The 21,451-nt window shown below is 72.5% G+C and carries 19 protein-coding genes; 8 read left to right on the forward strand and 11 right to left on the reverse strand.

The annotated features are described in order from the left end of the window. The 4 genes from B7C62_06725 to B7C62_06740 all read right to left on the reverse strand — a co-directional run bounded on the left by B7C62_06725 (window position 1) and on the right by B7C62_06740 (window position 5,330). Window positions 1–1,440 carry a pyruvate kinase gene (locus tag B7C62_06725; protein ARF71992.1) on the reverse strand — a complete coding sequence of 480 codons (1,440 nt, stop codon included), beginning with the start codon at window positions 1,438–1,440 and terminating at the stop codon, window positions 1–3. 120 nt (window positions 1,441–1,560) lie between these two features. Further along, entirely contained in the window at window positions 1,561–2,283 is a 723-nt protein-coding gene (locus B7C62_06730; protein ID ARF71993.1) for a hypothetical protein, read from the reverse strand. 123 nt (window positions 2,284–2,406) lie between these two features. After that, entirely contained in the window at window positions 2,407–3,906 is a 1,500-nt protein-coding gene (locus tag B7C62_06735) for a lysine 6-monooxygenase (GenBank protein ARF71994.1), read from the reverse strand. After that, complete coding sequence (locus B7C62_06740) at window positions 3,903–5,330, reverse strand: aspartate aminotransferase family protein (GenBank protein ARF71995.1); 1,428 nt, start codon at window positions 5,328–5,330, stop codon at window positions 3,903–3,905. Before B7C62_06740 ends, B7C62_06735 begins: the two co-directional genes overlap by 4 nt. A gap of 393 nt (window positions 5,331–5,723) precedes the next feature. Between B7C62_06740 and B7C62_06745 the strand changes: the two genes are divergently transcribed. From B7C62_06745 to B7C62_06760, 4 genes are all read left to right on the forward strand, one after another. Next, entirely contained in the window at window positions 5,724–7,514 is a 1,791-nt protein-coding gene (locus B7C62_06745; protein ARF71996.1) for a sodium-independent anion transporter, read from the forward strand. Beyond that, a complete protein-coding gene (locus tag B7C62_06750; GenBank protein ARF71997.1) occupies window positions 7,511–7,984 on the forward strand; it encodes an ATP-binding protein in 474 nt (157 codons plus the stop codon). Before B7C62_06745 ends, B7C62_06750 begins: the two co-directional genes overlap by 4 nt. Before the next feature lie 55 nt (window positions 7,985–8,039). Next, entirely contained in the window at window positions 8,040–8,261 is a 222-nt protein-coding gene (locus B7C62_06755) for a PhnA protein (GenBank protein ARF71998.1), read from the forward strand. Between the two features lie 116 nt (window positions 8,262–8,377). Continuing rightward, window positions 8,378–8,731 (forward strand): transcriptional regulator, encoded by a 354-nt coding sequence (locus tag B7C62_06760; protein ARF71999.1) that lies wholly within the window; start codon window positions 8,378–8,380, stop codon window positions 8,729–8,731. A gap of 108 nt (window positions 8,732–8,839) precedes the next feature. Here B7C62_06760 and B7C62_06765 read toward each other — a convergent pair whose 3' ends face one another. After that, entirely contained in the window at window positions 8,840–11,404 is a 2,565-nt protein-coding gene (locus tag B7C62_06765; protein ID ARF72000.1) for an aminopeptidase N, read from the reverse strand. 279 nt (window positions 11,405–11,683) lie between these two features. Between B7C62_06765 and B7C62_06770 the strand changes: the two genes are divergently transcribed. After that, complete coding sequence (locus B7C62_06770; GenBank protein ARF72001.1) at window positions 11,684–12,679, forward strand: hypothetical protein; 996 nt, start codon at window positions 11,684–11,686, stop codon at window positions 12,677–12,679. Window positions 12,680–12,699: 20 nt separating this feature from the next. On the opposite strand, the gene B7C62_06775 is transcribed toward B7C62_06770, so the two are convergent. Further along, a complete protein-coding gene (locus B7C62_06775) occupies window positions 12,700–13,098 on the reverse strand; it encodes a chorismate mutase (protein ID ARF72002.1) in 399 nt (132 codons plus the stop codon). A gap of 89 nt (window positions 13,099–13,187) precedes the next feature. Further along, window positions 13,188–14,072, reverse strand: coding sequence for an AraC family transcriptional regulator (locus B7C62_06780; GenBank protein ARF72003.1), 885 nt, complete (start codon window positions 14,070–14,072; stop codon window positions 13,188–13,190). 150 nt (window positions 14,073–14,222) lie between these two features. On the opposite strand from B7C62_06780, the gene B7C62_06785 reads away from it, so the two are divergent. Next, window positions 14,223–16,013: a beta-galactosidase gene (locus tag B7C62_06785; GenBank protein ID ARF72004.1), complete on the forward strand. Its 1,791-nt coding sequence runs from the start codon at window positions 14,223–14,225 to the stop codon at window positions 16,011–16,013. 136 nt (window positions 16,014–16,149) lie between these two features. Here B7C62_06785 and B7C62_06790 read toward each other — a convergent pair whose 3' ends face one another. Beyond that, entirely contained in the window at window positions 16,150–16,929 is a 780-nt protein-coding gene (locus B7C62_06790; GenBank protein ARF72005.1) for a trypsin, read from the reverse strand. A 308-nt stretch (window positions 16,930–17,237) separates the two neighbouring features. Between B7C62_06790 and B7C62_06795 the strand changes: the two genes are divergently transcribed. Further along, the gene (locus B7C62_06795; GenBank protein ID ARF72006.1) at window positions 17,238–18,140 is read left to right on the forward strand and encodes a hypothetical protein; all 903 of its coding nucleotides are present in this window, start codon (window positions 17,238–17,240) and stop codon (window positions 18,138–18,140) included. Window positions 18,141–18,170: 30 nt separating this feature from the next. Continuing rightward, window positions 18,171–18,959 (forward strand): hypothetical protein, encoded by a 789-nt coding sequence (locus B7C62_06800; GenBank protein ARF72007.1) that lies wholly within the window; start codon window positions 18,171–18,173, stop codon window positions 18,957–18,959. Here B7C62_06800 and B7C62_06805 read toward each other — a convergent pair. The 3 genes from B7C62_06805 to B7C62_06815 form a co-directional block, all read right to left on the reverse strand. Beyond that, the gene (locus B7C62_06805) at window positions 18,925–19,488 is read right to left on the reverse strand and encodes a GNAT family N-acetyltransferase (GenBank protein ID ARF72008.1); all 564 of its coding nucleotides are present in this window, start codon (window positions 19,486–19,488) and stop codon (window positions 18,925–18,927) included. The genes B7C62_06800 and B7C62_06805 overlap by 35 nt on opposite strands. Window positions 19,489–19,541: 53 nt before the next feature. Further along, complete coding sequence (locus B7C62_06810) at window positions 19,542–20,279, reverse strand: glyoxalase (protein ID ARF72009.1); 738 nt, start codon at window positions 20,277–20,279, stop codon at window positions 19,542–19,544. A 206-nt stretch (window positions 20,280–20,485) separates the two neighbouring features. Beyond that, window positions 20,486–21,412 carry a short-chain dehydrogenase gene (locus B7C62_06815; GenBank protein ARF72010.1) on the reverse strand — a complete coding sequence of 309 codons (927 nt, stop codon included), beginning with the start codon at window positions 21,410–21,412 and terminating at the stop codon, window positions 20,486–20,488. Window positions 21,413–21,451 lie beyond the last annotated feature (39 nt).

The following is a 21,451-nucleotide window of genomic DNA, read 5'->3' on the forward strand; positions in this document are numbered from 1 at the left end:
CTACTTCGGGCTGTCGTCCTCGCCGATGTGGTGGACGCGGACCAGGTTGGTGGAGCCTGCCACGCCGGGCGGGGAGCCGGCGGTGATGACCACGATGTCGCCCTTCGCGCAGCGGCCGATGCGGAGGAGTTCCTCGTCGACCTGGGCCACCATCGCGTCCGTGGAGTCGACCTTCGGGCCGAGGAAGGTCTCGACGCCCCAGGTGAGGTTGAGCTGGGCGCGGGTCGCTTCGTCGGGGGTGAAGGCGAGGAGCGGGATGGGTGAGCGGTAGCGGGAGAGGCGCTTCACCGTGTCGCCGCTCTGGGTGAAGGCGACGAGGAACTTGGCGCCGAGGAAGTCGCCCATCTCGGCGGCGGCCCTCGCGACCGCTCCGCCCTGGGTGCGGGGCTTGTTGCGTTCGGTGAGGGGCGGGAGGCCCTTGGCGAGGATGTCCTCTTCGGCCGCTTCGACGATGCGGGACATGGTGCGGACGGTTTCGACGGGGTATTTGCCGACGCTGGTCTCGCCGGAGAGCATCACCGCGTCGGTGCCGTCGATGATCGCGTTGGCGACGTCGGAGGCTTCGGCGCGGGTGGGGCGGGAGTTGTCGATCATCGAGTCGAGCATCTGGGTGGCGACGATGACCGGTTTGGCGTTGCGCTTGGCGAGTTTGATGGCGCGCTTCTGGACGATGGGGACTTGTTCGAGGGGCATTTCGACGCCGAGGTCGCCGCGGGCGACCATGATGCCGTCGAAGGCGGCGACGATGTCGTCGATGTTCTCGACGGCTTGGGGTTTTTCGACTTTGGCGATGACGGGGAGGCGGCGGCCTTCTTCGTCCATGATGCGGTGGACGTCGTGGATGTCGTGTCCGGTGCGGACGAAGGAGAGGGCGATGAGGTCGGCGCCGGTGCGCAGGGCCCAGCGGAGGTCGTCGATGTCCTTTTCGGAGAGGGCGGGGACGGAGACGGCGACGCCGGGGAGGTTGAGTCCTTTGTTGTCGGAGACCATGCCTCCTTCGATGACGGTGGTGTGGACGCGGGGGCCGTCGACGTCGGTGACTTCGAGGGTGACGCGGCCGTCGTCGACGAGGATGCGTTCGCCGGTGGTGACGTCGGCGGCGAGTCCGTCGTAGGTGGTGGAGCAGATGTCGCCGTTGCCTTCGTTCTCGAGGGGCTCGACGGTGATGGTGAAGGTGTCGCCGCGTTCAAGGAGTACGGGGCCTTCGCGGAAGCGTCCGAGGCGGATCTTCGGGCCTTGAAGGTCGGCGAGGATGCCGACGCTGCGGCCGGTCTCTTCGGACGCTTTGCGTACGTGGTGGTATCGCTCTTCGTGTTCGGCGTAGGAGCCGTGGCTGAGGTTGAAGCGGGCGATGTCCATTCCCGCTTCGACCAAGGCTTTGATCTGGTCGTATGTGTCGGTTGCCGGTCCCAGGGTGCAAACGATTTTCGCTCGGCGCATGGTTCGAGCCTAGACCTTACCTACGGGTAGGTATTTGGCTCCTCATGACACCTCAACAACCTTTGGGTGAAGGGTTATTGACAAGTGTTGAATTGTGCGGCGGTCCGCTCCGATGAGCGTTTATCCGAGGGCCGGTGGGATGAGGGTGAAGGACGCTTCGACCTGGGCGTCGATGGTCTGGCGTACGGGTTCGAGGTTGATCGGGGCGACGTCGGCGGTGTCGGCTCCTCTGGCTGCTGCGGCGTAGGGCATGGATTCGGCGAAGGCGGCGCGGCCGAGGGGGGTGTGGTGGGTGCCGGTGTCGTTGAGTTCGAGGAGGGCGCCGAGTCGGGTGTCGAGGGCTTCGGCGTATTCGCGGGCGCGTTGGAGGGCTTCGCGGACGGCTTGGCGGCGGGCGGCGGCGTGGTGGGGTGAGGTGGGGCGGAGGGCCCACCAGGGGCCGTCGACGCGGGTGAGGTCGTGGTCGGCGAGGCGGGTGACGAGGTCGCCGAGGGTGGTGAAGTCGTTGATGGTGGCGGTGAGTTGGATGCGTCCGTGGTAGGCGCGGATGCGTTCGGCGCGGCCGTGGCGGGTGAGTTCGGGGTTGATGGTGAGGGTGCCGGTTTCGAGTTTCTCGATGGCGTCGCCGTAGCTCTTGATGAGGTCGAGGGTGGTGGTGTTGCGGTGGGTGAGGCCGTCGAGGGTGGTGCGGCGGTCGGTGCCTCGTGCGGTGAGGGTGATGGTGATGTGGGCGATTTCGGGGTCGACTTCGAGGTGGGCTTCGCCGCGGACGGTGACGTGGGGGGTGTCGGGGGTGCCGTAGGGGTGGTGGGTGGCGGTGGTGGGCGTGGGGGTTTCGGTCATGCGTTCACTGTGGCATGGCGTGGGGGTGGTGTGGGGTGGTGCGGGTGGCCCGGGTCTCTGTCGGTGGGAGTCCCGGGCCGTTGGGTGTGTCGTGGGGGGCGCTGTGGTGGGGGGGTGTTCGGGTCAGACGGACTGGCTGAGGGGGATGAGGGCGGGGGCCTGGGCGGGGACTCTCGGGGGGTGGGGGGTGAGGCCGAAGGTGGTGAAGGCGGTGCGTTCGGGGAGGGGGTAGGGGGTGGTGCCAGTGAGGTTGTTGAGGATGGTGGCGCTGCGCCAGGCGGCGAGGCCGAGGTCGGGGGCGCCGACTCCGTGGGTGTGGCGTTCGGCGTTCTGTACGTAGACGTGTCCGGTGACCGCGCGGTCGAGGATCAGGCGGTACTGGTCGTCGATGCGGGGGCGGTGGGAGGCGTCGCGGCTGAGGTAGGGGTCGAGGCCGCCGAGGACTGCGTCGAGGGGGCGTTCGCGGTAGCCGGTGGCGAGGATGACGGCGTCGGTGGTGAGGCGGGAGCGGGTGCCTTGCTGGGTGTGTTCGAGGTGGAGTTCGACGCGGGTGTTGGCGAGGCGGCCAGCGGTGCGGACGTGGACGCCGGGGGTGAGGGTGGTGTCGGGCCAGCCGCCGTGGAGGGTGCGGCGGTAGAGCTCGTCGTGGATGGCGGCGATGGTGTCGGCGTCGATGCCTTTGTGGAGTTGCCATTGGCGGGGGACGAGTTCGTCGCGGGCGGTTTCGGGGAGGGCGTGGAAGTAGCGGCTGTAGTCGGGGGTGAAGTGTTCGAGGCCGAGTTTGGAATATTCCATGGGGGCGAACGCCTGGGTGCGGGCGAGCCAGTGGATCTTCTCGGCGCCTTCGGGGCGGGCGCGGAGGAGGTCGAGGAAGATCTCGGCGCCGGACTGGCCCGATCCGATGACGGTGATGTGGTCGGCGGCGAGGAGGCGTTCGCGGTGGCGGAGGTAGTCGGCGGAGTGGAGTACGGGGACGGATTCGGCTTCGGCGAGGGGGCGCAGGGGTTCGGGGACGAAGGGTTCGGTGCCGATGCCGAGGGCGATGTGGCGGGTGTAGGCGCGGCCGAGGGCTTCGGCTTCGCCGTCGGGGTCGAGTTGGGTGAAGTCGACTTCGAAGAGGGCGCGTTCGGTGTTCCAGCGGACGGCGTCGACCTGGTGTCCGAAGTGGAGTCCGGGGAGTTGTTCGCTGACCCAGCGGCAGTAGGCGTCGTATTCGGCGCGTTGGATGTGGAAGCGCTCGGCGAAGTAGAAGGGGAAGAGGCGGTCGCGGGTGCGGAGGTAGTTGAGGAAGCTCCAGGGGCTGGCGGGGTCGGCGAGGGTGACGAGGTCGGCGAGGAAGGGGACTTGGAGGCTGGCGCCGTCGAGGAGGAGGCCGGGGTGCCAGTGGAAGGCGGGGCGTTGTTCGTAGAAGGTGGCGGCGAGGGGGCGGGGGTCGTCGGGGGCGGCGGGGATGTTGTGGGCGAGGGCGGCGAGGGAGAGGTTGAAGGGGCCGATGCCGATGCCGACGAGGTCGTGGGGCCGGTCGGGGGCGGGGTGGCCGGGTTCGGTGGCGGGGCGGCCGGTGGTGGGGTGGCCGGTGGCCGGGGTGGGGGTGGGCCGGTCGGGGGCGGGCCGGTCGGTCATCGCGGGGTGTCGCCTTCCGTGCGGGGGGTGGTGGGGGTGGTGGTGCGGGCCAGGTCTTCGGTGGTGGTGGTGACGAGGTCGATGAGGGCCTGGAGGTCTTCGGGGGTGGTGTGGGGGTTGAGGAGGGTGGCCTTGAGCCAGAGGCGGCCTTCGGCGTGGGCGCGGCCGAGGACGGCGTGACCCCGGTTGAGGAGGGTGCGGCGGAGGGTGGCGACGGTGTGGTCGTCGGCGCCGGTGGGCCGGAAGAGGACGGTGCTGATGGTGGGGCGGTCGTGGAGGTCGAGGGTGGGGGTTTTGGTGATGAGGTCGGCGAGGTGGTGGGCGGTGGCGAGGGTGCGGTCGATGAGGTCGGCGAGTCCGGTGCGGCCGAGGGCCTGGAGGGTGACGGCGATCTTGAGTGCGTCGGGGCGGCGGGTGGTGCGCAGGGAGCGGCCGAGGAGGTCGGGGAGGCCGGCTTCGGTGTCGTCGTCGGCGTTGAGGTAGGGGGCGTGGTGGTGGAGGGGGGTGAGGTGGTGGCGTTCGGGGACGGCGAAGAGGCCGGCGGATGCGGGTTGCCAGCCGAGTTTGTGGAGGTCGAGGGTGACGCTGTGGGCGCGGTGGAGGCCGTGGAGGAGGGTGCGGTGGGTGGGGCTGAAGAGGAGGGGTCCGCCGTAGGCGGCGTCGATGTGGAGTTCGGCGCCGTGGGTGGTGCAGAGGTCGGCGATGGCGTCGAGGGGGTCGATGGCGCCGGTGTCGGTGGTGCCCGCGGTGGCGATGACGAGGTGGGGGCGGTGGAGGGTGGTGAGGGCTTCGTCGAGGGCAGCGAGGTCCATGGTGCCGCCCGGGGCGGGTACGGCGACGGGTTCGGGGAGGCCGAGGAGCCAGGCGGCGCGGGCGATGCTGTGGTGGGTGGTGGTGGCGCAGACGGTTTGGACGGGGCCGTGGCGTTCGCGGGCGAGGAGGAGGGCGAGTTGGTTGGCTTCGGTGCCGCCGGTGGTGATGACGGCGTCGGGTGAGGGGGCGTGGGGGTAGATCTCGGTGGCGAGTGCGGTGGTGAGGTCGGCTTCGAGGGCGGTGGCGGCGGGGGCCTGGTCCCAGGAGTCCATGGAGGGGTTGAGGGCGCTGGCGGCGAGGTCGGCGGCGGCCGCGAGGGCGAGGGGCGGGGTGTGGAGGTGGGCGGCGCAGTGGGGGTGGGCGGGGTCGGCGGCGCCTTCGGTGAGGGCGGTGACGAGGGCGCGGAGGGCGTGGTGGGGGCCGGTGCCGTGGCCGGGGATGAGGGGGTGGGTGGCGGTGCGGGTGCGGGGGGTGACGGTGTCGGGTCCGCCGGCGGGGAGGGGGCCGTCCCGGAGGGCCGCGCCGTCGTGGAGTGCGGTGAGCACGGTGTCGATGAGGGGGCGCAGTGCGGCGGGCCCTGCGGTGCCTCCGGCGAGGGGTGGGGTGGGCATGGGTGGGGTGGTCCTTCGGGAGGGCGGGGGTGGACATGCCAGCTTGTCCCGGGTTTCGGGCGGCGCGGCCGAAGAGGTCAACGATCTGAACTCGAAAGGGGTACTGGTGGCCGGTGTGGGGTGTTTGCCGGGGGTTCGGGTGGTATAGGCGTGCGATCACGGGACGGGTGTGCGGGGCCTGTTCTCGCGGGGTGCGGGGGGCCGCCTCCGGCGGGGTCGACCGATCCCGGTGGAGTTGACTGATCCCGGTGGAGTTAACTGATCAATGAATTGCATAATTCTGCAATTCGCTACATGCTGTGGGGGCCGTTCCGCCGTCACCCCCGCGGCACGGCCCCCGCCCGGCTCCCCCGTCGGCGGTGGTGGCGCACTGCTGAGGAGAGGCCCGGAGCGATGGCGGTCCCCCTGTACCAGGCGAAGGCCGGCCGGGTGCGGGCGCTGCTGCCCGTACGTGCGGACTTCGTGGCCATGACCCGTAACCCCCGGCGGGATCTGCTCGCCGGGCTCACCGTGGCGGTCGTGGCGCTGCCGCTCGCGCTGGGCTTCGGGGTCTCCTCGGGGCTGGGCGCGGAGGCGGGGCTCGCGACGGCGGTGGTGGCGGGGGCGCTGGCCGCGGTGTTCGGCGGGTCGAACCTCCAGGTGTCGGGGCCGACCGGGGCGATGACGGTGGTCCTCGTGCCGATCGTCGCCGCGCACGGTCCGGGCGGGGTGCTGACCGTGGGGCTGATGGCGGGGGTCCTGCTGATCGGGCTGGCGCTGCTGCGGGCGGGGCGGGCCATGCGCTATGTGCCCGCTCCGGTGGTGGAGGGGTTCACGTTCGGTATCGCGGGGGTCATCGCCCTTCAGCAGGTTCCGAGCACGCTGGGCGTGGCCGTGCCCGAGGGCGACAAGGTGCTGGTGGTGGCGTGGCGGGCGGTACGGGGGTTCGCCGCGCACCCGGATCTGACGGCCGTGTCGATCGCCGCCGGGGTGGCCGGGCTGATGCTGCTGGGGGCGCGGCGCTTCCCGGCCGTGCCGTTCTCCGTGGTCGGGGTGGTGCTGGCGACGGTGGCGGTGGGGGTGTTCGGTCTGGATGCCGAGCCGATCGGGGCGCTGCCCGCCGGGCTGCCCGCGCCTTCGCTGGGGTTCGTGGAGGTGTCGGCGCTGGGTTCGCTGGTGGCCCCGGCGGTCGCGGTGGCGGCCCTGGCGGCGCTGGAGTCGTTGCTGTCGGCGACGGTGGCGGACGGGATGACCGTGGGCCAGAAGCACGACCCGGACCGGGAGTTGTTCGGTCAGGGGGTGGCGAATCTGGCGGCGCCGCTGTTCGGCGGCGTGCCCGCCACGGCGGCCATCGCCCGTACGGCGGTCAATGTCCGTACGGGCGCCTCGTCCCGGCTGGCGGCGTTGACGCATGCGGCGGTGCTGGCGGTGATCGTGTTCGCGGCGGCCCCGCTGGTCTCCCGTATCCCGCTCGCCGCGCTGGCCGGGGTGCTGCTGGCGACGGCGGTGCGGATGGTGGAGGTGGGGGCGTTGCGGGCGATGGCCCGGGCGACGCGTTCGGACGCGGTGGTGCTGGTGCTGACGGCCGTGGCGACCCTGGTGCTGGATCTGGTGCTGGCGGTGGTGATCGGGCTGGTGGTGGCGGGGGCGCTGGCGTTGCGGGCGGTGGCGGGCGAGGCGCGGATCGACCGGGTGGATCTGCGGGAGGGTGAGGGTACGGAGGCGGGGCCGCCGGGTGCGCACAGCGAGGAGGAGCACGCGCTGCTGGCCGAGCACATCGTGGCGTACCGGATCGAGGGCCCGCTGTTCTTCGCGGGGGCGCACCGTTTCCTGCTGACGCTCTCGGAGGTCGCGGACGTGCGGGTGGTAATCCTGCGGATGTCGCGGGTGACGACGGTGGACGCCTCGGGGGCGCTGGTGCTGAAGGACGCGGTGCACCGGCTGAACCGGCGGGGCATCACGGTGCTGGCCTCGGGCATCCGCCCCGGTCAGCGGCGCGCGCTGGAGTCGGTGGGGGTGCTGGAGCTGTTGGGGCGGGAGGGCCGGGAGTACGCGACCACGCCGGAGGCGATCGCGGGGGCGCGGGAGCGGTTGCGGGAGGCGGGGGTGCTGGTGCCGGGGGCGGCGGAGGCCGGGGCCGAGGCGTCCGTTCCGGTGCCGGGGGTCGCCGGGCGTGGTGCCGGGGCCGAGGAGGCCGGCGCGTGATCAAGCCCCATGATGCGTTGCCGTACCGCCATGTGCTGACGCTGCCCGCGACGGGCCCGGCGGTGCGGGTGGCGCGGGAGACGACGGAACAGGTGCTGGCGGAGTGGGGCGTGGGCCCGCAGGAGCCGTGCGCGGGGCCCGCGCTGCTGATCCTGAGCGAGCTGGTGGCCAACAGCGTGCGGCACGCCGCCGTGCTCTCCCCGCAGGTGACGGTCCTCTTCGCGGGCGGCCCGGACACGTTCGCGTTCGGTGTCCACGACCGCCACCCCTACCGTCCGGCGCTCTACACCTCGGCGGTGGCCGGGTCGGGGCGGGGTCTGGCCACGGTGGTGGAACTGACCCTGGAGCTGGGCGGCAGCGCGGTGGTGCGGGGCGACGCGGACGAGGGCGGGAAGAGCATCTGGATCACGCTGCCGCTCCGGCGGACCGCGGGGCCCCATGACCGGTCGTGGGCGGCCGGCCGCCCGTGAGATCAGGATTCCCGCTGCAAAAGCTGCGCGGGTGTGGGAAAGGCAGGAACGCACCATGAGCGACATCGTCGTGAAGGACAGCAACGGGAACGTACTGGCGGACGGTGACTCCGTGACCACGGTCAAGGACCTGAAGGTGAAGGGCACGTCGGAGACGCTCAAGCGCGGCACGCTCGTGAAGAACATCCGGCTCACCGGGCGGGCGGGTGAGGTCGAGTGCAACACGAAGAAGGTGAAGGGGCTCGTGCTGAGGACCGAGTTCCTCAAGAAGGCATGAACCGGCGGGCCCCGGTTCATCCTCGCGCCGTGAAGACGCGAGGATGAACCCATGGAGAAGAGAGTTCGCACAGCGCGCCACCGCGGCCTTCCGGTGTACGGAACGGGGACCCGTCGGTGAGTACACCGCTGTACCGGCTGAAGGCCGAGTTCTTCAAGACGCTGGGGCATCCGGTCAGGATCAGGGTGCTCGAACTGCTCAGTGAGCGTGAGCACGCGGTCTCGGAGATGCTGGCCGAGGTGGGGGTCGAGGCCGCCCATCTCTCGCAGCAGTTGGCGGTGTTGCGCCGCGCGGGTCTGGTCACGGCGCGGCGGGAGGGGTCCGCCGTGTACTACACGCTGGCCAACCCGGAGGTGGCGGAGCTGCTGAGGGTGGCGCGGACCATCCTGACCGAGGTGCTGACGGGCCAGGCCGAGCTGCTGGCGGACCTGCGGGCGACGGCCCCGGGGAGCGAGAGCCCGGGGAAGTAGGGGGCCCGGGAGGTAGAGGGGCCGGGGAGCGGAAGGCCGGGAAGCGGGAGGACCGGGGAAGGGGAGGGGCCGTGTGCCGGGCGGCCCCTCCCCTGTCGGCCCGGCGGTCTACTCGTTCGCCGTCCGTACGGCCAGGGCCCGGCGCAGGTCGTCGAGCTGGTCGACCAGTTTGCGGCGCAGGGCCGGGGTGAGGGCCGGGTCCTTGAGGGCCCGGGTGCCGGTGGCGAGGCTCTCGGTGTCGATGGCGTACGCGGGGAAGGCGTACCGTCCCGCCGCCTCGGCGATGGCCGGGCCCCGGCGGGCGGCGAGTGCGGTGGCGTCCGGGTAGAAGCGGTCCACGTACGGGGCGAGCAGCTCCTCCTGGCCGGGCTGCCAGAAGCCCTGGGCGGTGGCGCTGAACAGGTAGTTGGACAGGGTGTCGTCGCTGAACATCGCCTGCCAGGCGGTGGCCTTGGCTTCGGCGGTGGGCAGCGCGGCCCGGCAGCGGGCGGCGCCCTCGCGGCCGGTGGCGCTGGGGTCGGCGGCGAGTTCGGCGTCGATGGCGGCCCCGTCGATGGCGCCGAGGACGGCGAGGCGGGTGAGGATGCGCCAGCGCAGCTCGGGGTCGAGTTCGGGGCCGCCGTGGACGGTGCCTTCGGTGAGCCAGCTCTGGAGGGTGTCGGGCTGGGTGGCGGCGTCGATGAAGTGGCGTACGGCGATGAGGCGCAGGCCCGGCTGGGAGCCGTCCTCCGTACGGCGGATCAGGTCGCGGCAGAGGCTGGTGAGGGTGGCGAGGGCGGCGGGGCGGGCGGCGGGGGTGGTGTACCGGTCGGCGATCTGGCCGCCGGCGAAGGCCAGGACGCCCTGGACGAGGGCGAGGTCGCTCTCGTACGGGAGGTGGGTGCGGGCGGCGGTGAGGTGGCGCGCGGGGTCCAGCTCGCCGTCGCGGACCATGTCCCGGGCGGCGTTCCAGACGACGGCCCGGGTCAGGGCGTCGGGGATCGCGGAGAGGTGGCCGAGGGCGGTCTCCCAGGAGGCGGGGTCGAGCCGGATCTTGGCGTAGGTGAGGTCGCCGTCGTTGAGGACGACGAGGGCGGGGCGGCGGCCGGGGCGGACGAGGGGGGTGCCGTCGCCGGGGATGTCGGTCTCGAAGCGGTCGCGGGGGGCGAGGTGGCCGGGGCCCGCCTGGGTGTTGAGGGCGTGGTCGAAGGCGGAGACGGTGACGCGGTGGGGGCGGGTGCCGTCGCGGTCGACGGCCAGGGCCCAGGACTGCGCGGCTCCGGTGGGCGCGGTGGGTTCGTGGACGTGGGCGGTGAGGGTGTCGACGCCGGTGGTGCGGAGCCACTGTGCGGCCCAGGCGTGGACGTCGCGGTCGGTGGCGGAGGCGAGGTTGTCGAGGAAGTCGGCGAGGGTCGCGTTGCCGAACCTGTGGCGGGCGAAGTGGGTGTTGATCCCGGCGAGGAAGTCCTTCTCGCCGAGCCAGGCGACGAGCTGGCGGAGCGCGGAGGCGCCCTTGGCGTAGCTGATGCCGTCGAAGTTGAGGAGGGCGGAGGCGGTGTCGGGTACGGCGTCGGGGTCGGGGGCGACCGGGTGGGTGGAGGGGCGCTGGTCGGCGTCGTAGCCCCAGCCCTTGCGGGCGACGCCGAAGTCGACCCAGGTGTCGGGGAAGGGGGTCTCCCCTGCCCGGACGGAGTTGAGAGCTCGGGGAACGGTGGCTTCGGCGAGGGTCTGGTAGCCCATGTACTCGGCGAAGGACTCGTTGAGCCAGATGTCGTCCCACCAGCTGAGGGTGACGAGGTCGCCGAACCACATGTGGGCCATCTCGTGGGCGATGGTGACGGCGCGGCTCTGGCGTTCGGTGTCGGTGACGGCGGAGCGGAAGACGTATTCGTCGCGGAAGGTGACGAGTCCGGGGTTCTCCATGGCGCCCGCGTTGAACTCGGGGACGAACGCCTGGTCGTAGGAGTCGAACGGGTAGGGCTCGTCGAACTTTTCGTGGAAGCGGTCGTAGCAGGCGCGGGTGACGGAGAGGATCTCGTCGGCGTCGGCGTCGAGGTGGGGGGCGAGGGAGCGCCGGCAGTGGAGGCCGAAGGGGAGTCCGGCGTGCCGGGTGGTGACCGAGTGCCAGGGGCCGGCGGCGACGGCGGTGAGGTAGGTGGAGATGAGGGGGGTGGGGGCGATGGTCCAGCGCCCGTCCCCGGTGCGTGAGGCGATGCCGTTGCCGAGGACGGTCCAGCCTTCGGGGGCGGTGACGTCGATGGCGAAGACGGACTTGAGGTCGGGCTGGTCGAAGGCGGCGAAGACGCGCTGGACGTCGTCCAGGAACATCTGGGTGTAGACGTAGGTCTCGCCGTCGGCGGGGTCGGTGAAGCGGTGCATGCCCTCGCCGGTGCGCGAGTAGCTCATGGCGGCGTCCACGTGGAGTTCGTGGGTGCCGGGGGTGAGGCCGGTGAGGGGGTAGCGGTTCCCGTCCAGGAGGGCGGGGTCCAGGGGCTGTCCGTCCAGGGTGACCGAGCGCAGGGTGGCGGGCTTGACCTCGACGAAGGTGTCACCGGCGGTGCGGGCGGTGAACCGGACGGTGGTCCGGGAGTCGAAGGTCTCCTCGCCGGTGGTGAGGTCGAGGGCGATCGTGTACCGCTCCACGTCGAGGAACTGGGCTCGGGTCTGCGCTTCGTCGCGCGTCAGTACGGACATGGGGCCATGCTGCCGTACGGCTCCGGGGCTGTGCAGGGGCGTTCTCACAGGGCTGAGAGGTGCCGGGCCCGGGGGTCCGGGGCGGCCGAACCCAGGCCCGGACGTCTCGATCTTGATGCCTGTCAGCCCGAAATGCACCTAACGAACCATCACTTGGGGCACTTTCATCCATTTTTGGATGGTTCTCGCCAGCGAAATTTGGACACGAGGTAGGACGACCTTAAAGTCACATCGCACACTCCTCCTTCACACCTTCCACACGCCAGGAGCGGCCGGCTCATGCAAGGCACCATCGACGGTTTCAACTACGGTGCGGTGACCCCCGTGGTGGCGTACGTGATGGCCTGCCTGGGCAGCGCGCTGGGGCTGCGCTGCACCATCCGTTCGCTGCGCAACGACAGCTCCTGGAAGCCCGGCTGGCTCGCGCTCGGCGCGGCCGCCATCGGCTCGGGCATCTGGACGATGCACTTCATCGCCATGATGGGCTTCCGGGTGGCGGAGACGCCGGTCACCTACGACCTCCAGCAGACGGTCCTGAGCCTCGTGGTCGCGATCGTGGTGGTCGGCGTGGGGGTCTTCATCGTGGGGTACCGGGGGGCGACCCGTACGGCGCTGCTGTCGGCGGGCCTGGTCACCGGCCTCGGTGTCGCGGCGATGCACTACATCGGCATGGCGAGCATGCGGATGAACGGCCGGCTGGAGTACGACCCGGTGGCCGTCACCCTCTCCGTGGTGATCGCCGTCGCCGCCGCGACCGCCGCCCTGTGGGCCGCCGTGTCGGTCAAGGGCTTCCTGCCGAGCCTGGGCGCCAGCCTGGTGATGGGGGTCGCCGTCACCGGCATGCACTACACGGGGATGAGCGGCCTCTCCGTGCGGCTGCACGAGATCCACAACTCCCAGGCGCTGACCGGTGACCCGGCGGTCTCGATCGTGCTGCCGATGATGATCGGCCCTCTGACGTTCCTGCTGCTGGCGGGCGTGGTCGTGATGTTCGACCCGCTCCTCGTGCTCGGCGAGGGCGAATGGTCCGCCCCGGCCTCCGGGGGCGCCGGACAGCAGCCCTCGGGCGGGAGCCGGACCGCTCCGGCGGCCCCGGTCGCCCCGACGCCTCCCGACGTACCGGCCTACGACCGCCCGGAGGCCGCCCCGGCCTACGGCCGCCCGGAGGGATACGGGTCGGCGTACCCGCAGTCCTACGACCGGCCCGCCGACCCCGGGCCGGGGTACCCGCCGCAGTCCGGTCCGCGTCCCCCGTCCACCCCGCCGTCCTGGTGACACGGGCGGGGGCGCCTGCCTCAGGCCCCTGTCAAAGCCCCGTTCCCGGAGCCCGAGCCGGAGCCTGAACCGGTCCCGGAGCCTGCCCCGTTCCCCGCTTCCTCCGCGATCCGCTCGTGGTGGCGGATGACCTCCGCGATAATGAAGTTCAGCAGCTTCTCCGCGAACGCCGGGTCCAGGTTGGCGCTCTGCGCCAGCTGCCGCAGCCGGGCGATCTGACGGTTCTCGCGGGCCGGGTCGGCGGGCGGCAGCTGGTGGTCGGCCTTGAGCCGGCCGACCTGCTGCGTGGCTTTGAACCGCTCGGCGAGCATATGGACGACCGCGGCGTCGATGTTGTCGATGGACTCGCGCAGCCGGTCCAGTTCCGCCCGGACGGACGCGTCGATGTGCCGGGCCGCGTCGTTCTCGCTCGTACTCATGGTCAGCGAGCTTAGACGTCCGCCGCCACGGCCCGGTCATCGGCGGGTCGTCCGCCGCCACCGCCCGGTCATCGGCGGGTAGTCCGCCCTCAGGGCCCGATCATCGGCGGGTCGTCCGGGTCCGGCACCCGGTCGCTCCAGCCGCCGGGCACCGTACGCCCCTGCTGTTCCCGGAAGCGTACGGGGGCGGTGCCCACGCGGCGGGCGAAGAGGCGGGAGAAGTAGGCGGGGTCGTCGTAGCCGACGCGGCGGGCGACGGCGGCCACCGGGAGGTCGGTGGCGGCGAGGAGTTCCTTGGCCCGGCCGAGGCGGATGGTGAGCAGGTAGTCCTTGGGGCTGCACCCGGCGCCGCGCCGTACGGCGGTGCGCAGTTCGGCGGGGGTCATGCCGTGCTTCGCGGCGTGCTCGGCGACGGAGAGCGGCTGGTAGGCGTCGCGGGCCAGCGCCTGGAGGACCGGGTCCCCGTCGGGCCCGAGGTCGGCGCGGGCGCGGCGCAGCGAGACCAGGAGCTCGTGGACGGCGGCCCCGGTCTCCACCTCCAGGAGGGGGTTGCCCCGGCGGGCGGCGCGCACGATGCGGCCGACGGCGGCGCGGGGGGCGGCGGTGTCGGAGAGCGGGACCAGGGGGCGGTCGGGCTCGATGCAGCCGAGCTCGGTGTACGTGGCGGTGGCGGGGCCGGTGAAGTCGACGAAGCTCTCGTCCCAGCCGGTGCCGGGGTCGGCGCCGTAGTGGTGCGGGGTGCCGGGGGTCAGCCAGATGAGGGCGGGTGCGGTGACGGGGGTGCGGCGCCCGTCGGGGCCGCTGAACCAGCCGGTGCCGGAGTGGACGATCACGGCCACGTGGTGGTCCAGGGTGCGGGGGCCGACGGTGGGCAGCGCGCCGTGCTGGAGGCCGACGCCGAGGCAGACGAGGCCCAGGCGGTGGTGGAGCGGGCTGGGGGTGAAGAAGCGCATCCAGGTGTGGTACGTCGGCATGGCGCCGCTCCTCCCCAGGTCCCGCGTCCGTTGCGTCCAATCAGCAGCGATCTTTGTCCATGGACCGGGCGTGCGCCAGGGGTGAAAGTGGTCGGACCAATCCGCCCGGGGGCCGCCGGGCGGGGCCGAGCTCAGGAGCGTACGTACACGATGTCCGACTTCACCGTGGGGACCGACCACTTCCGGCTCGACGGGAGGCCCGTACGGCTGCTGTCGGGTGCCCTGCACTACTTCCGGGTGCACGAGGAGCAGTGGGAGCACCGGCTGTCGATGCTGGCGGCGATGGGGCTGAACTGCGTCGAGACGTACGTGCCGTGGAATCTGCACGAGCCGCGGGAGGGGACCTACCGGGAGGTGGGGGCGCTCGGCCGGTTCCTGGACGCGGTGGAGCGGGCCGGGCTGTGGGCGATCGTGCGCCCGGGTCCGTACATCTGTGCCGAGTGGGAGAACGGGGGGCTGCCGGTCTGGGTGACGGGCCGGTTCGGGCGGCGGGTGCGGACGCGGGACACGGGGTACCGGGCGGCGGTGGAGCGGTGGTTCCGGGTGCTGCTGCCGCAGGTGGTGGAGCGGGAGATCGGCCGGGGCGGTCCGGTGGTCCTGGTCCAGGCGGAGAACGAGTACGGGAGTTACGGCTCGGACGCGGTGTATCTGGAGTGGCTGGCGGGGCTGTTGCGGGAGTGCGGGGTGGGCGTTCCGCTGTTCACGTCGGACGGGCCGGAGGACCACATGCTGACGGGCGGGTCCGTGCCCGGTCTGCCTGCGACGGCGAACTTCGGGTCCGGTGCCCGGGAGGGGTTCGAGGTGCTGCGCCGCCATCAGCCGGAGGGGCCGCTGATGTGCATGGAGTTCTGGTGCGGCTGGTTCGACCACTGGGGGTCCGAGCCGGTCGTACGCGACGCGGAGCAGGCGGCCGGGGCGCTGCGGGAGATCCTGGAGTGCGGGGCGTCGGTGAACATCTACATGGCGCACGGCGGGACGAACTTCGCCGGGTGGGCGGGGGCGAACCGTTCCGGCCCGGTGCAGGACGGGGAGCTCCGGCCGACGGTGACGTCGTACGACTATGACGCGCCGGTCGACGAGTACGGGCGGGCCACGGAGAAGTTCCACCTGTTCCGGAAGGTGCTGGCGGAGTACGCGGAGGGCCCGCTGCCCGCGCTGCCGCCGGAGCCGAGGGGCCTGGCCGGGCCGGTGCGGGTGGAGCTGGACGGGTGGGCCGGGCTCGACGGCGTACTGGAGGCGCTGGGTGATCCGGAGGGGCCGGAGCAGGGGGTGGCGCCGACCTTCGAGGAGCTGGGCGTGGACCGGGGGCTGGTGCGCTACCGGGTGGCGGTGCCGGGGCCGCGCATCCCGTATCCGCTGCGTGCGGCGGGGTTGCGGGACCGGGCGGTGGTGTACGTGGACGGGGTGCGGGCGGGGGTGCTGACCGAGGAGGACGCCACGCTGCCGGAGCCGGTGGCGGGTCCGGCGGAGGTGGAGCTGTGGGTGGAGTCGCTGGGCCGGGTCAACTACGGGCCGCGGCTGGGTGAGCCGAAGGGGATCACGGGCGGGGTGCTGCACGAGCGGCAGTATCTGCACGGGGTACGGGCCCGGGGGCTGCGGCTGGACGCCTTCGAGGAGGCGGGCGCGGTGGCGGCGGTTCCGTTCGGGCCGGTGCCCTCGCCGGTGGGGGCGGCCGGGGTGACGGGGCTGTTCCGGGGGACGGTCAGCGTCGCGGGGACGGAGGGCCTCGGCCACGCGGGGCTGCGGCTGCCCGGCTGGACGCGGGGCTTCGTCTGGGTGAACGGTTTCTGCCTGGGCCGGTACTGGTCGGCGGGCCCGCAGGAGACCTTGTACGTGCCGGGTCCCGTGCTCCGTGAGGGCGTCAACGAGGTGTGGGTGCTGGAGCTGGAGGGCGCGGGCGGGGCGGGGGTGGAGCTGGGACCGGGAGCACCCGTCCGGTGATCGGGCGCTCCCGGGTGGTTCAGCCGTGATCATCCACGGGGTGGTTCAGCCGTGATCATCCGCCGGGTGGTTCAGCGGTGACCGTCCCTCACGGGTGGCGGCACAGGGGCCGTCCGGCCGTGACGGATCGCGGGTGTCAGAGCGTGCGGGCCGCCGAGGCGATGGCGGAGGCGAAGGTGGAGACCTCGGCGTAGACACCCGGGTAGCCGGGCCGGGCGCAGCCGTAACCCCAGCTGACGATGCCGACCTGGACCCACTCGCCCGCGTTGTCCCTGCGGAACATCGGGCCGCCGGAGTCGCCCTGGCAGGTGTCGATGCCGCCGGTGTCGGGGTACCCGGCGCAGATCTCCTCGGACGGGACGAAGCTGCTGCCGTAGGCGGAGCGGCAGGCCGCGTCGGAGACGAACGGGACGTTGGCCTTGAGCAGGTAGCGCTGCTGGCTGCCACCCTCGCGGTTGGCGCCCCAGCCGGCGACGGTGAAGGTGCCCTGGTTGTACGCGGTGGTGGTGGCGATCTTGAGGGTGGGCTGGTTGATGGGCTGGGCGAGCTTGATCAGCGCCCAGTCCTTGCCGGTGCCGTTGTAGCCGGGGGCGCGCAGGACCTTGGTGGACCGGACCTTGACGGCGTTCGGCGACTGGAGGTCGACGACGCCTCCGGTGACGGTGATCGAGGTGTTGTTGCCCGATCCGTTCACGCAGTGGGCGGCGGTGAGGACGATGTCCTGGGCGTAGAGGGCGCCGCCGCAGCCCATGGAGAGCCGGACCATGAAGGGGAACTCGCCCTGGGCGGCGCGGGTTCCGCCGACGACGGGGTTGGGGGCGGCGGTGGCGGTGAGGGGCTGGAGGCCGACGGCCGCGACGGCGACGGTGGCGACGACGACGGAACATCTCTTCAGCGCACGCAGGAGCTGCTTCACGGATGTGCCTTCTTTCGTGGGGGGTTGCGGTGGGAACCGTGACGGACACACCAAAGTTCGTCATGCACCCGTCAAGGCGATCCGATTATCGGGAGCCGGTGACCGCCGCCACAAGGCACACTTTTCGGCCAGACCCACGGGCGGCCGCCTCCCCCTCCGCGCGGCGCCCCGGCCTACAGTGGAGGTCCGTCGAGGGCGGGGGGCTCCTCCGCCGGACGGATCTGGAACGGGTCTGGAGCTGGTCCGGACGGATCTGGGGCGGATCTGGAGCGGGCCTGTACGGGTCTGGAACGGATGGGGGTACGGGCGTGAGCAACGGCAGTCCGGGCGCACCGGTCGTCCACGGCTTTCCGCATCTGGACACGGTCCGGTCCGCGATCACCGCGCTGTACCGGCGGCTCTCCCCGGACGGCGTCCACTCCTACGGCGCCAGCCTGGTCCCCGCCGACGCGGCCTTCTCCGACGCCGACGACCTCCATCTCGGCGCCCAGCGGGTGGCCCGCGCCCTGGTCCAGCACCTGCGGCTGCCCGACGCCCGCATGATCGTCGGCTTCCGCGCGATGGAGCACGCGGCGAGCGTGGAACTGGCCGCCGGACCCGAGTACTTCATCGAGCTCAACGACCGCTTCCGCACCCACCGCAGGGACATCGGCGCGGCGCTCGCCCACGAGGTCACCCATGTCCTGCTGCACCGGCTCGGCCTGGAGTTCCCCGGCACGCGGAGCAACGAGATCCTCACCGACACGGTGACCACCTATCTCGGTGCGGGCTGGCTGCTGCTGGACGCCTTCCGGGAGGACGCCACCTCCCGGCAGAAGCTCGGCTATCTGACGCCGGAGGAGTTCGGATACGTCCTGGCCAAGCGGGCGCTGGTGTTCGACGAGGACCCCTCGCCGTGGTTCACCAGCCCGCAGGCGTACACGGCGTACACCAAGGGGCGGGCCCAGGCCCTGCACGATCTGCGCAGGCCCCCGCTGACGGCGGCCGGCTGGGCGGGGCGGCGGCGCTACGCCAAGGACCGGCGGTACGCCCGGGACCACCCCGGCACGGGCGCGGACCCGGGCGTTCCGTACACCTTCGAGTCCGGCGCCGAGGGGCTGCGGGTCTCCTTCCCCTGCCCCACCTGCCACCAGCGCATCCGGCTCCCGGTCCGGGGCCGGGTCGCCGCCCGGTGCGGACTGTGTCGTACACGACTGGAGTGCGACACGTAGGCATGGTTTCGGCCACCGTAGGGTCGAAGCATGATGAACGAGCCGATCAGGGACGAACCAAGCCTGTTCGATGCGCTGTACGAGGACGAGGACGAGAACGCTGTCGTGCAGGCACTGCGCGCGGGTGCGCAGGCCGAGTCGACCGACGAGGAAGGCACGACGGCGCTCTATCTGGCGGCGGTCCACGACCGGCCGGAAGCGGTGAGGCTGCTGCTCACGGCGGGCGCCGACCCGAACCGGGCGAGCGGCCCCGAGGCGGGTGACCTGCCGCTGTGCGGGGCCGCGTGCGGCGGGCACACCGAGGTGGTGGCGGCGCTGCTGGCCGCCGGGGCGCGGCCGGATCTGCGTGAGGAGTTCGGGTTCACGGCGCTGCGCTGGGCGGTGGGTCTCGGCCACGCCTCCACGGTGGAGGTGCTGCTCGCCGGGGGCGCGGACCCGTTGCTGCCCGGTCCGCAAGGGGAGGCGATGCTGGTCCTGGCGGCGCGGCGCGGCTCACCTCGGACGGTGCGGGCGCTGCTGGAGTACGGGGCCGGGGCGGCGGGTCAGGAAGCGGTGGTGGACGCGGCCCTGGCCGAGGCCCGGCGGCTGGCCGGGGTGGACCTGGAGCGGGAGCTGCTGGGGCGGTTGGAGGAGACGGGCGTCTCCGGGCTCGACGCGATGGTCCGGCGGGATCTGGTCGAGGGCGAGGAGAGGGTGACCGTGGAGCTGCTGCGGGACGGGGTGGCGGAGGCGGGGACGGACCTGCACACGGGGCACGCGGAGATCGCGGCGCTGCTGGAGGCGGTCAGGGCCGGGGCGCCTTCCACTCCGCCCGGGTGAGGACGTACTCCACCTCGCCGTGCTCCGAGCCCTCGATGGCGTCCGGCCACTCCTCGGTGTAGGCGCGGAGGAAGGTCAGCCCCGCCTTCTCCATCACCCGCCGGGACCCCGTGTTGACGGCCATGGTGTTGGCGGTGACGCGCTCCGCCCCGAGGTCGGTGAACCCCTTGTCGATCAGGGCCCTGGCCCCCTCGGTGGCGTAACCCCGGCCCCAGGCGGCCCGGTTGAGCCGGTAGCCGAGCTCGACGGCGGTGGGGTCGTGGTCGGTGAGGGGCCGCAGCTCGAACCAGCCGAGGAAGGCGCCGGTGGTCTTCTCCTCCGCCGCCCAGAACCCCCGGGTCCCGGTGCACGGGTGGTCGTGGAGGAGCCGGGGCAGGGTCCGCTCCCGGATGGTGTCGGCGCTGACGGGCCGGCCGCCGTTGATGTACCGCATGACCTCGGGGTCGTTGTCGAGGGCGAGCAGGTGGGGGGCGTCGGCGGCCGTGAACGGGCGCAGCACGAGCCGGGCGGTCTCCAGGAAGACGGGCATGCGGTGATCCTCTCCGTACGCGGCCGGGTCCCGCCACCGGACGGGCGCGGGACTCACGGACCCAGCGGGTGGATGCGGAAGGTCAGCCCCTCCGGGCTCCTCAGCCGGGCGCGGGGCCTGCCGCACTCCCGGGACAGGGTGACGAGCTCGCACGCGTGCTCGCAGGCCCGGGTGACGACGCCTTCCACGTCGCGCACGCCGATGGCCAGCTCCCACTGCGGTGCGGAGGCTGCTCCGTAGGGGCCCTGGCGGAAGGTGACGCGGGCGAGAGGGGCGCCCGCCACCTCGGTGTAGAAGTCCCGGGCCCGCTGCGGGTCTTCGTGGACCAGGACCATATGGTGAGGGGCGGCCTCGATACGGGACGCGCCCTCGTCGTCCTCCGGGGGTTGCGGCGGCCACCCCGCGTACCCGGACGGCCGCCACAGGGAGAAGGCCGCGCCCATCGGGTCGATGAGGGTGGCGATCCGGCCCTGGTCGCCCGCGTCGAAGGGCGGTACGAGGATCTGCGCCCCGGTCTCCGCCGCCACGGCCGTACGGTGGTCCACGTCGTCGACCGCCAGGTAGAAGGCGATATGGGCGGGGGTCCCCGGCGGGTAGACCGGTTGCGCGAGGTCGCTGACCCCGCCGATGCGGTGGCCTCCGGCGGAGAACTTCACGGCCCGGCGCCAGTCCTCCTCGTCCACGGCGAAGTCCCACCCCAGCACCGAGGAGAAGAAGGCGGCGGTGCCGGAGGGGTCGTGGGTCTTGAGGTCCATCCAGCAGAACTCGTTCAGGGGGCCGTGCCGGGTCATCGTGCGCTCCTCGCTGTCCCCCACTGGGTACCGGGCGCGCGCACGCCTCCGCAAACGAATAACTTCCCCGCGCTGTACGGGATCGAGCGGTACGGGATCGCGCGGTACGAGATCGGCGTACGGGTTGGGCTTACGGGATCAGCGTACGAGACGGCCGTACGGGATCGCCGTACGGGACGGCCGTACCGGATCACGTACGGAATCGCCTACGACGCCCCGTACACCCCCTGCGGCACCTCCGCGTCCGCCAGCAGCCTGCGTACCGTCTCCCCCGCCTCGGCCGGGGATCTGCGGGCGCCCCGGTCGTCGGTGGGGCCGGGGCGCCAGCCCTCCATGACGGTGATGCGGCCCGCCTCGGCCTCGAAGACGCGGCCGGTCACCCCGTCGCTGGCCGCCGAGCCGAGCCAGACGACGAGGGGCGAGACGTTCTCGGGGGCCATCGCGTCGAACTCCCCCTCCCCCGGGGCCGCCATCGCCTCGGCGAAGGTCCGCTCGGTCATCCGGGTCCGGGCGGCCGGGGCGAGGGCGTTGACGTGGACTCCGTACCGGCCCAGTTCGGCCGCCGCGACCAGGGTGAGGGCGACGATCCCGGCCTTGGCCGCCGCGTAGTTGCCCTGGCCGACGCTGCCGAGGAGTCCGGCGCCGGAGCTGGTGTTGATCACCCGGGCGACGGGCGTGCGGCCCGCCTTGGCCTCGGCCCGCCAGTGGGCCGCCGCATGCTTCAACGGCAGGAAGTGGCCCTTGAGATGGACGCGCATCACCGCGTCCCAGTCGTCCTCGTCCAGGTTGACCAGCATCCGGTCGCGGAGGAAGCCCGCGTTGTTGACCAGGGTGTCGAGGCGGCCGAAGGCGTCCAGGGCGGTGGTGACGAGGGAGGCGGAGCCCTCGGCGGTGGCGATGTCGCCGTCGTGGCCGACCGCTTCGCCGCCCGCCGCCGCGATCTCCTCGACGACCCGGCGGGCGGGGCCGCCCGAACCGCCGTCGCCGCCGGGTCCGACGCCGAGATCGTTGACGACGACCCGGGCGCCTTCGGCGGCGAAGGCGAGGGCGTGGGCCCGGCCGAGGCCGCGCCCGGCGCCCGTGACGGCGACGACCCGGCCCGCGCAGAGCCGTCCGGTGAGGGGTGTGGTCATCGCATCTCCCGTTCGTGTGGGCCCGGTTGGCGGGCGGGG

The sequence above is a fragment of the Kitasatospora albolonga genome, assembly GCA_002082585.1.
Classification (GTDB): domain Bacteria; phylum Actinomycetota; class Actinomycetes; order Streptomycetales; family Streptomycetaceae; genus Streptomyces; species Streptomyces stephensoniae.

What these genes read in the sequence shown, in the direction of transcription:
- B7C62_06725 (ARF71992.1), bottom strand. Translation starts at nt 1,440, where the DNA reads ATGCGCCGAGCGAAAATCGTTTGCACCCTGGGACCGGCAACCGACACA.
- B7C62_06730 (ARF71993.1), bottom strand. Translation starts at nt 2,283, where the DNA reads ATGACCGAAACCCCCACGCCCACCACCGCCACCCACCACCCCTACGGC.
- B7C62_06735 (ARF71994.1), bottom strand. Translation starts at nt 3,906, where the DNA reads ATGACCGACCGGCCCGCCCCCGACCGGCCCACCCCCACCCCGGCCACC.
- B7C62_06740 (ARF71995.1), bottom strand. Translation starts at nt 5,330, where the DNA reads ATGCCCACCCCACCCCTCGCCGGAGGCACCGCAGGGCCCGCCGCACTG.
- B7C62_06745 (ARF71996.1), top strand. Translation starts at nt 5,724, where the DNA reads ATGGCGGTCCCCCTGTACCAGGCGAAGGCCGGCCGGGTGCGGGCGCTG.
- B7C62_06755 (ARF71998.1), top strand. Translation starts at nt 8,040, where the DNA reads ATGAGCGACATCGTCGTGAAGGACAGCAACGGGAACGTACTGGCGGAC.
- B7C62_06765 (ARF72000.1), bottom strand. Translation starts at nt 11,404, where the DNA reads ATGTCCGTACTGACGCGCGACGAAGCGCAGACCCGAGCCCAGTTCCTC.
- B7C62_06770 (ARF72001.1), top strand. Translation starts at nt 11,684, where the DNA reads ATGCAAGGCACCATCGACGGTTTCAACTACGGTGCGGTGACCCCCGTG.
- B7C62_06775 (ARF72002.1), bottom strand. Translation starts at nt 13,098, where the DNA reads ATGAGTACGAGCGAGAACGACGCGGCCCGGCACATCGACGCGTCCGTC.
- B7C62_06780 (ARF72003.1), bottom strand. Translation starts at nt 14,072, where the DNA reads ATGCCGACGTACCACACCTGGATGCGCTTCTTCACCCCCAGCCCGCTC.
- B7C62_06785 (ARF72004.1), top strand. Translation starts at nt 14,223, where the DNA reads ATGTCCGACTTCACCGTGGGGACCGACCACTTCCGGCTCGACGGGAGG.
- B7C62_06800 (ARF72007.1), top strand. Translation starts at nt 18,171, where the DNA reads ATGATGAACGAGCCGATCAGGGACGAACCAAGCCTGTTCGATGCGCTG.
- B7C62_06805 (ARF72008.1), bottom strand. Translation starts at nt 19,488, where the DNA reads ATGCCCGTCTTCCTGGAGACCGCCCGGCTCGTGCTGCGCCCGTTCACG.
- B7C62_06810 (ARF72009.1), bottom strand. Translation starts at nt 20,279, where the DNA reads ATGACCCGGCACGGCCCCCTGAACGAGTTCTGCTGGATGGACCTCAAG.
- B7C62_06815 (ARF72010.1), bottom strand. Translation starts at nt 21,412, where the DNA reads ATGACCACACCCCTCACCGGACGGCTCTGCGCGGGCCGGGTCGTCGCC.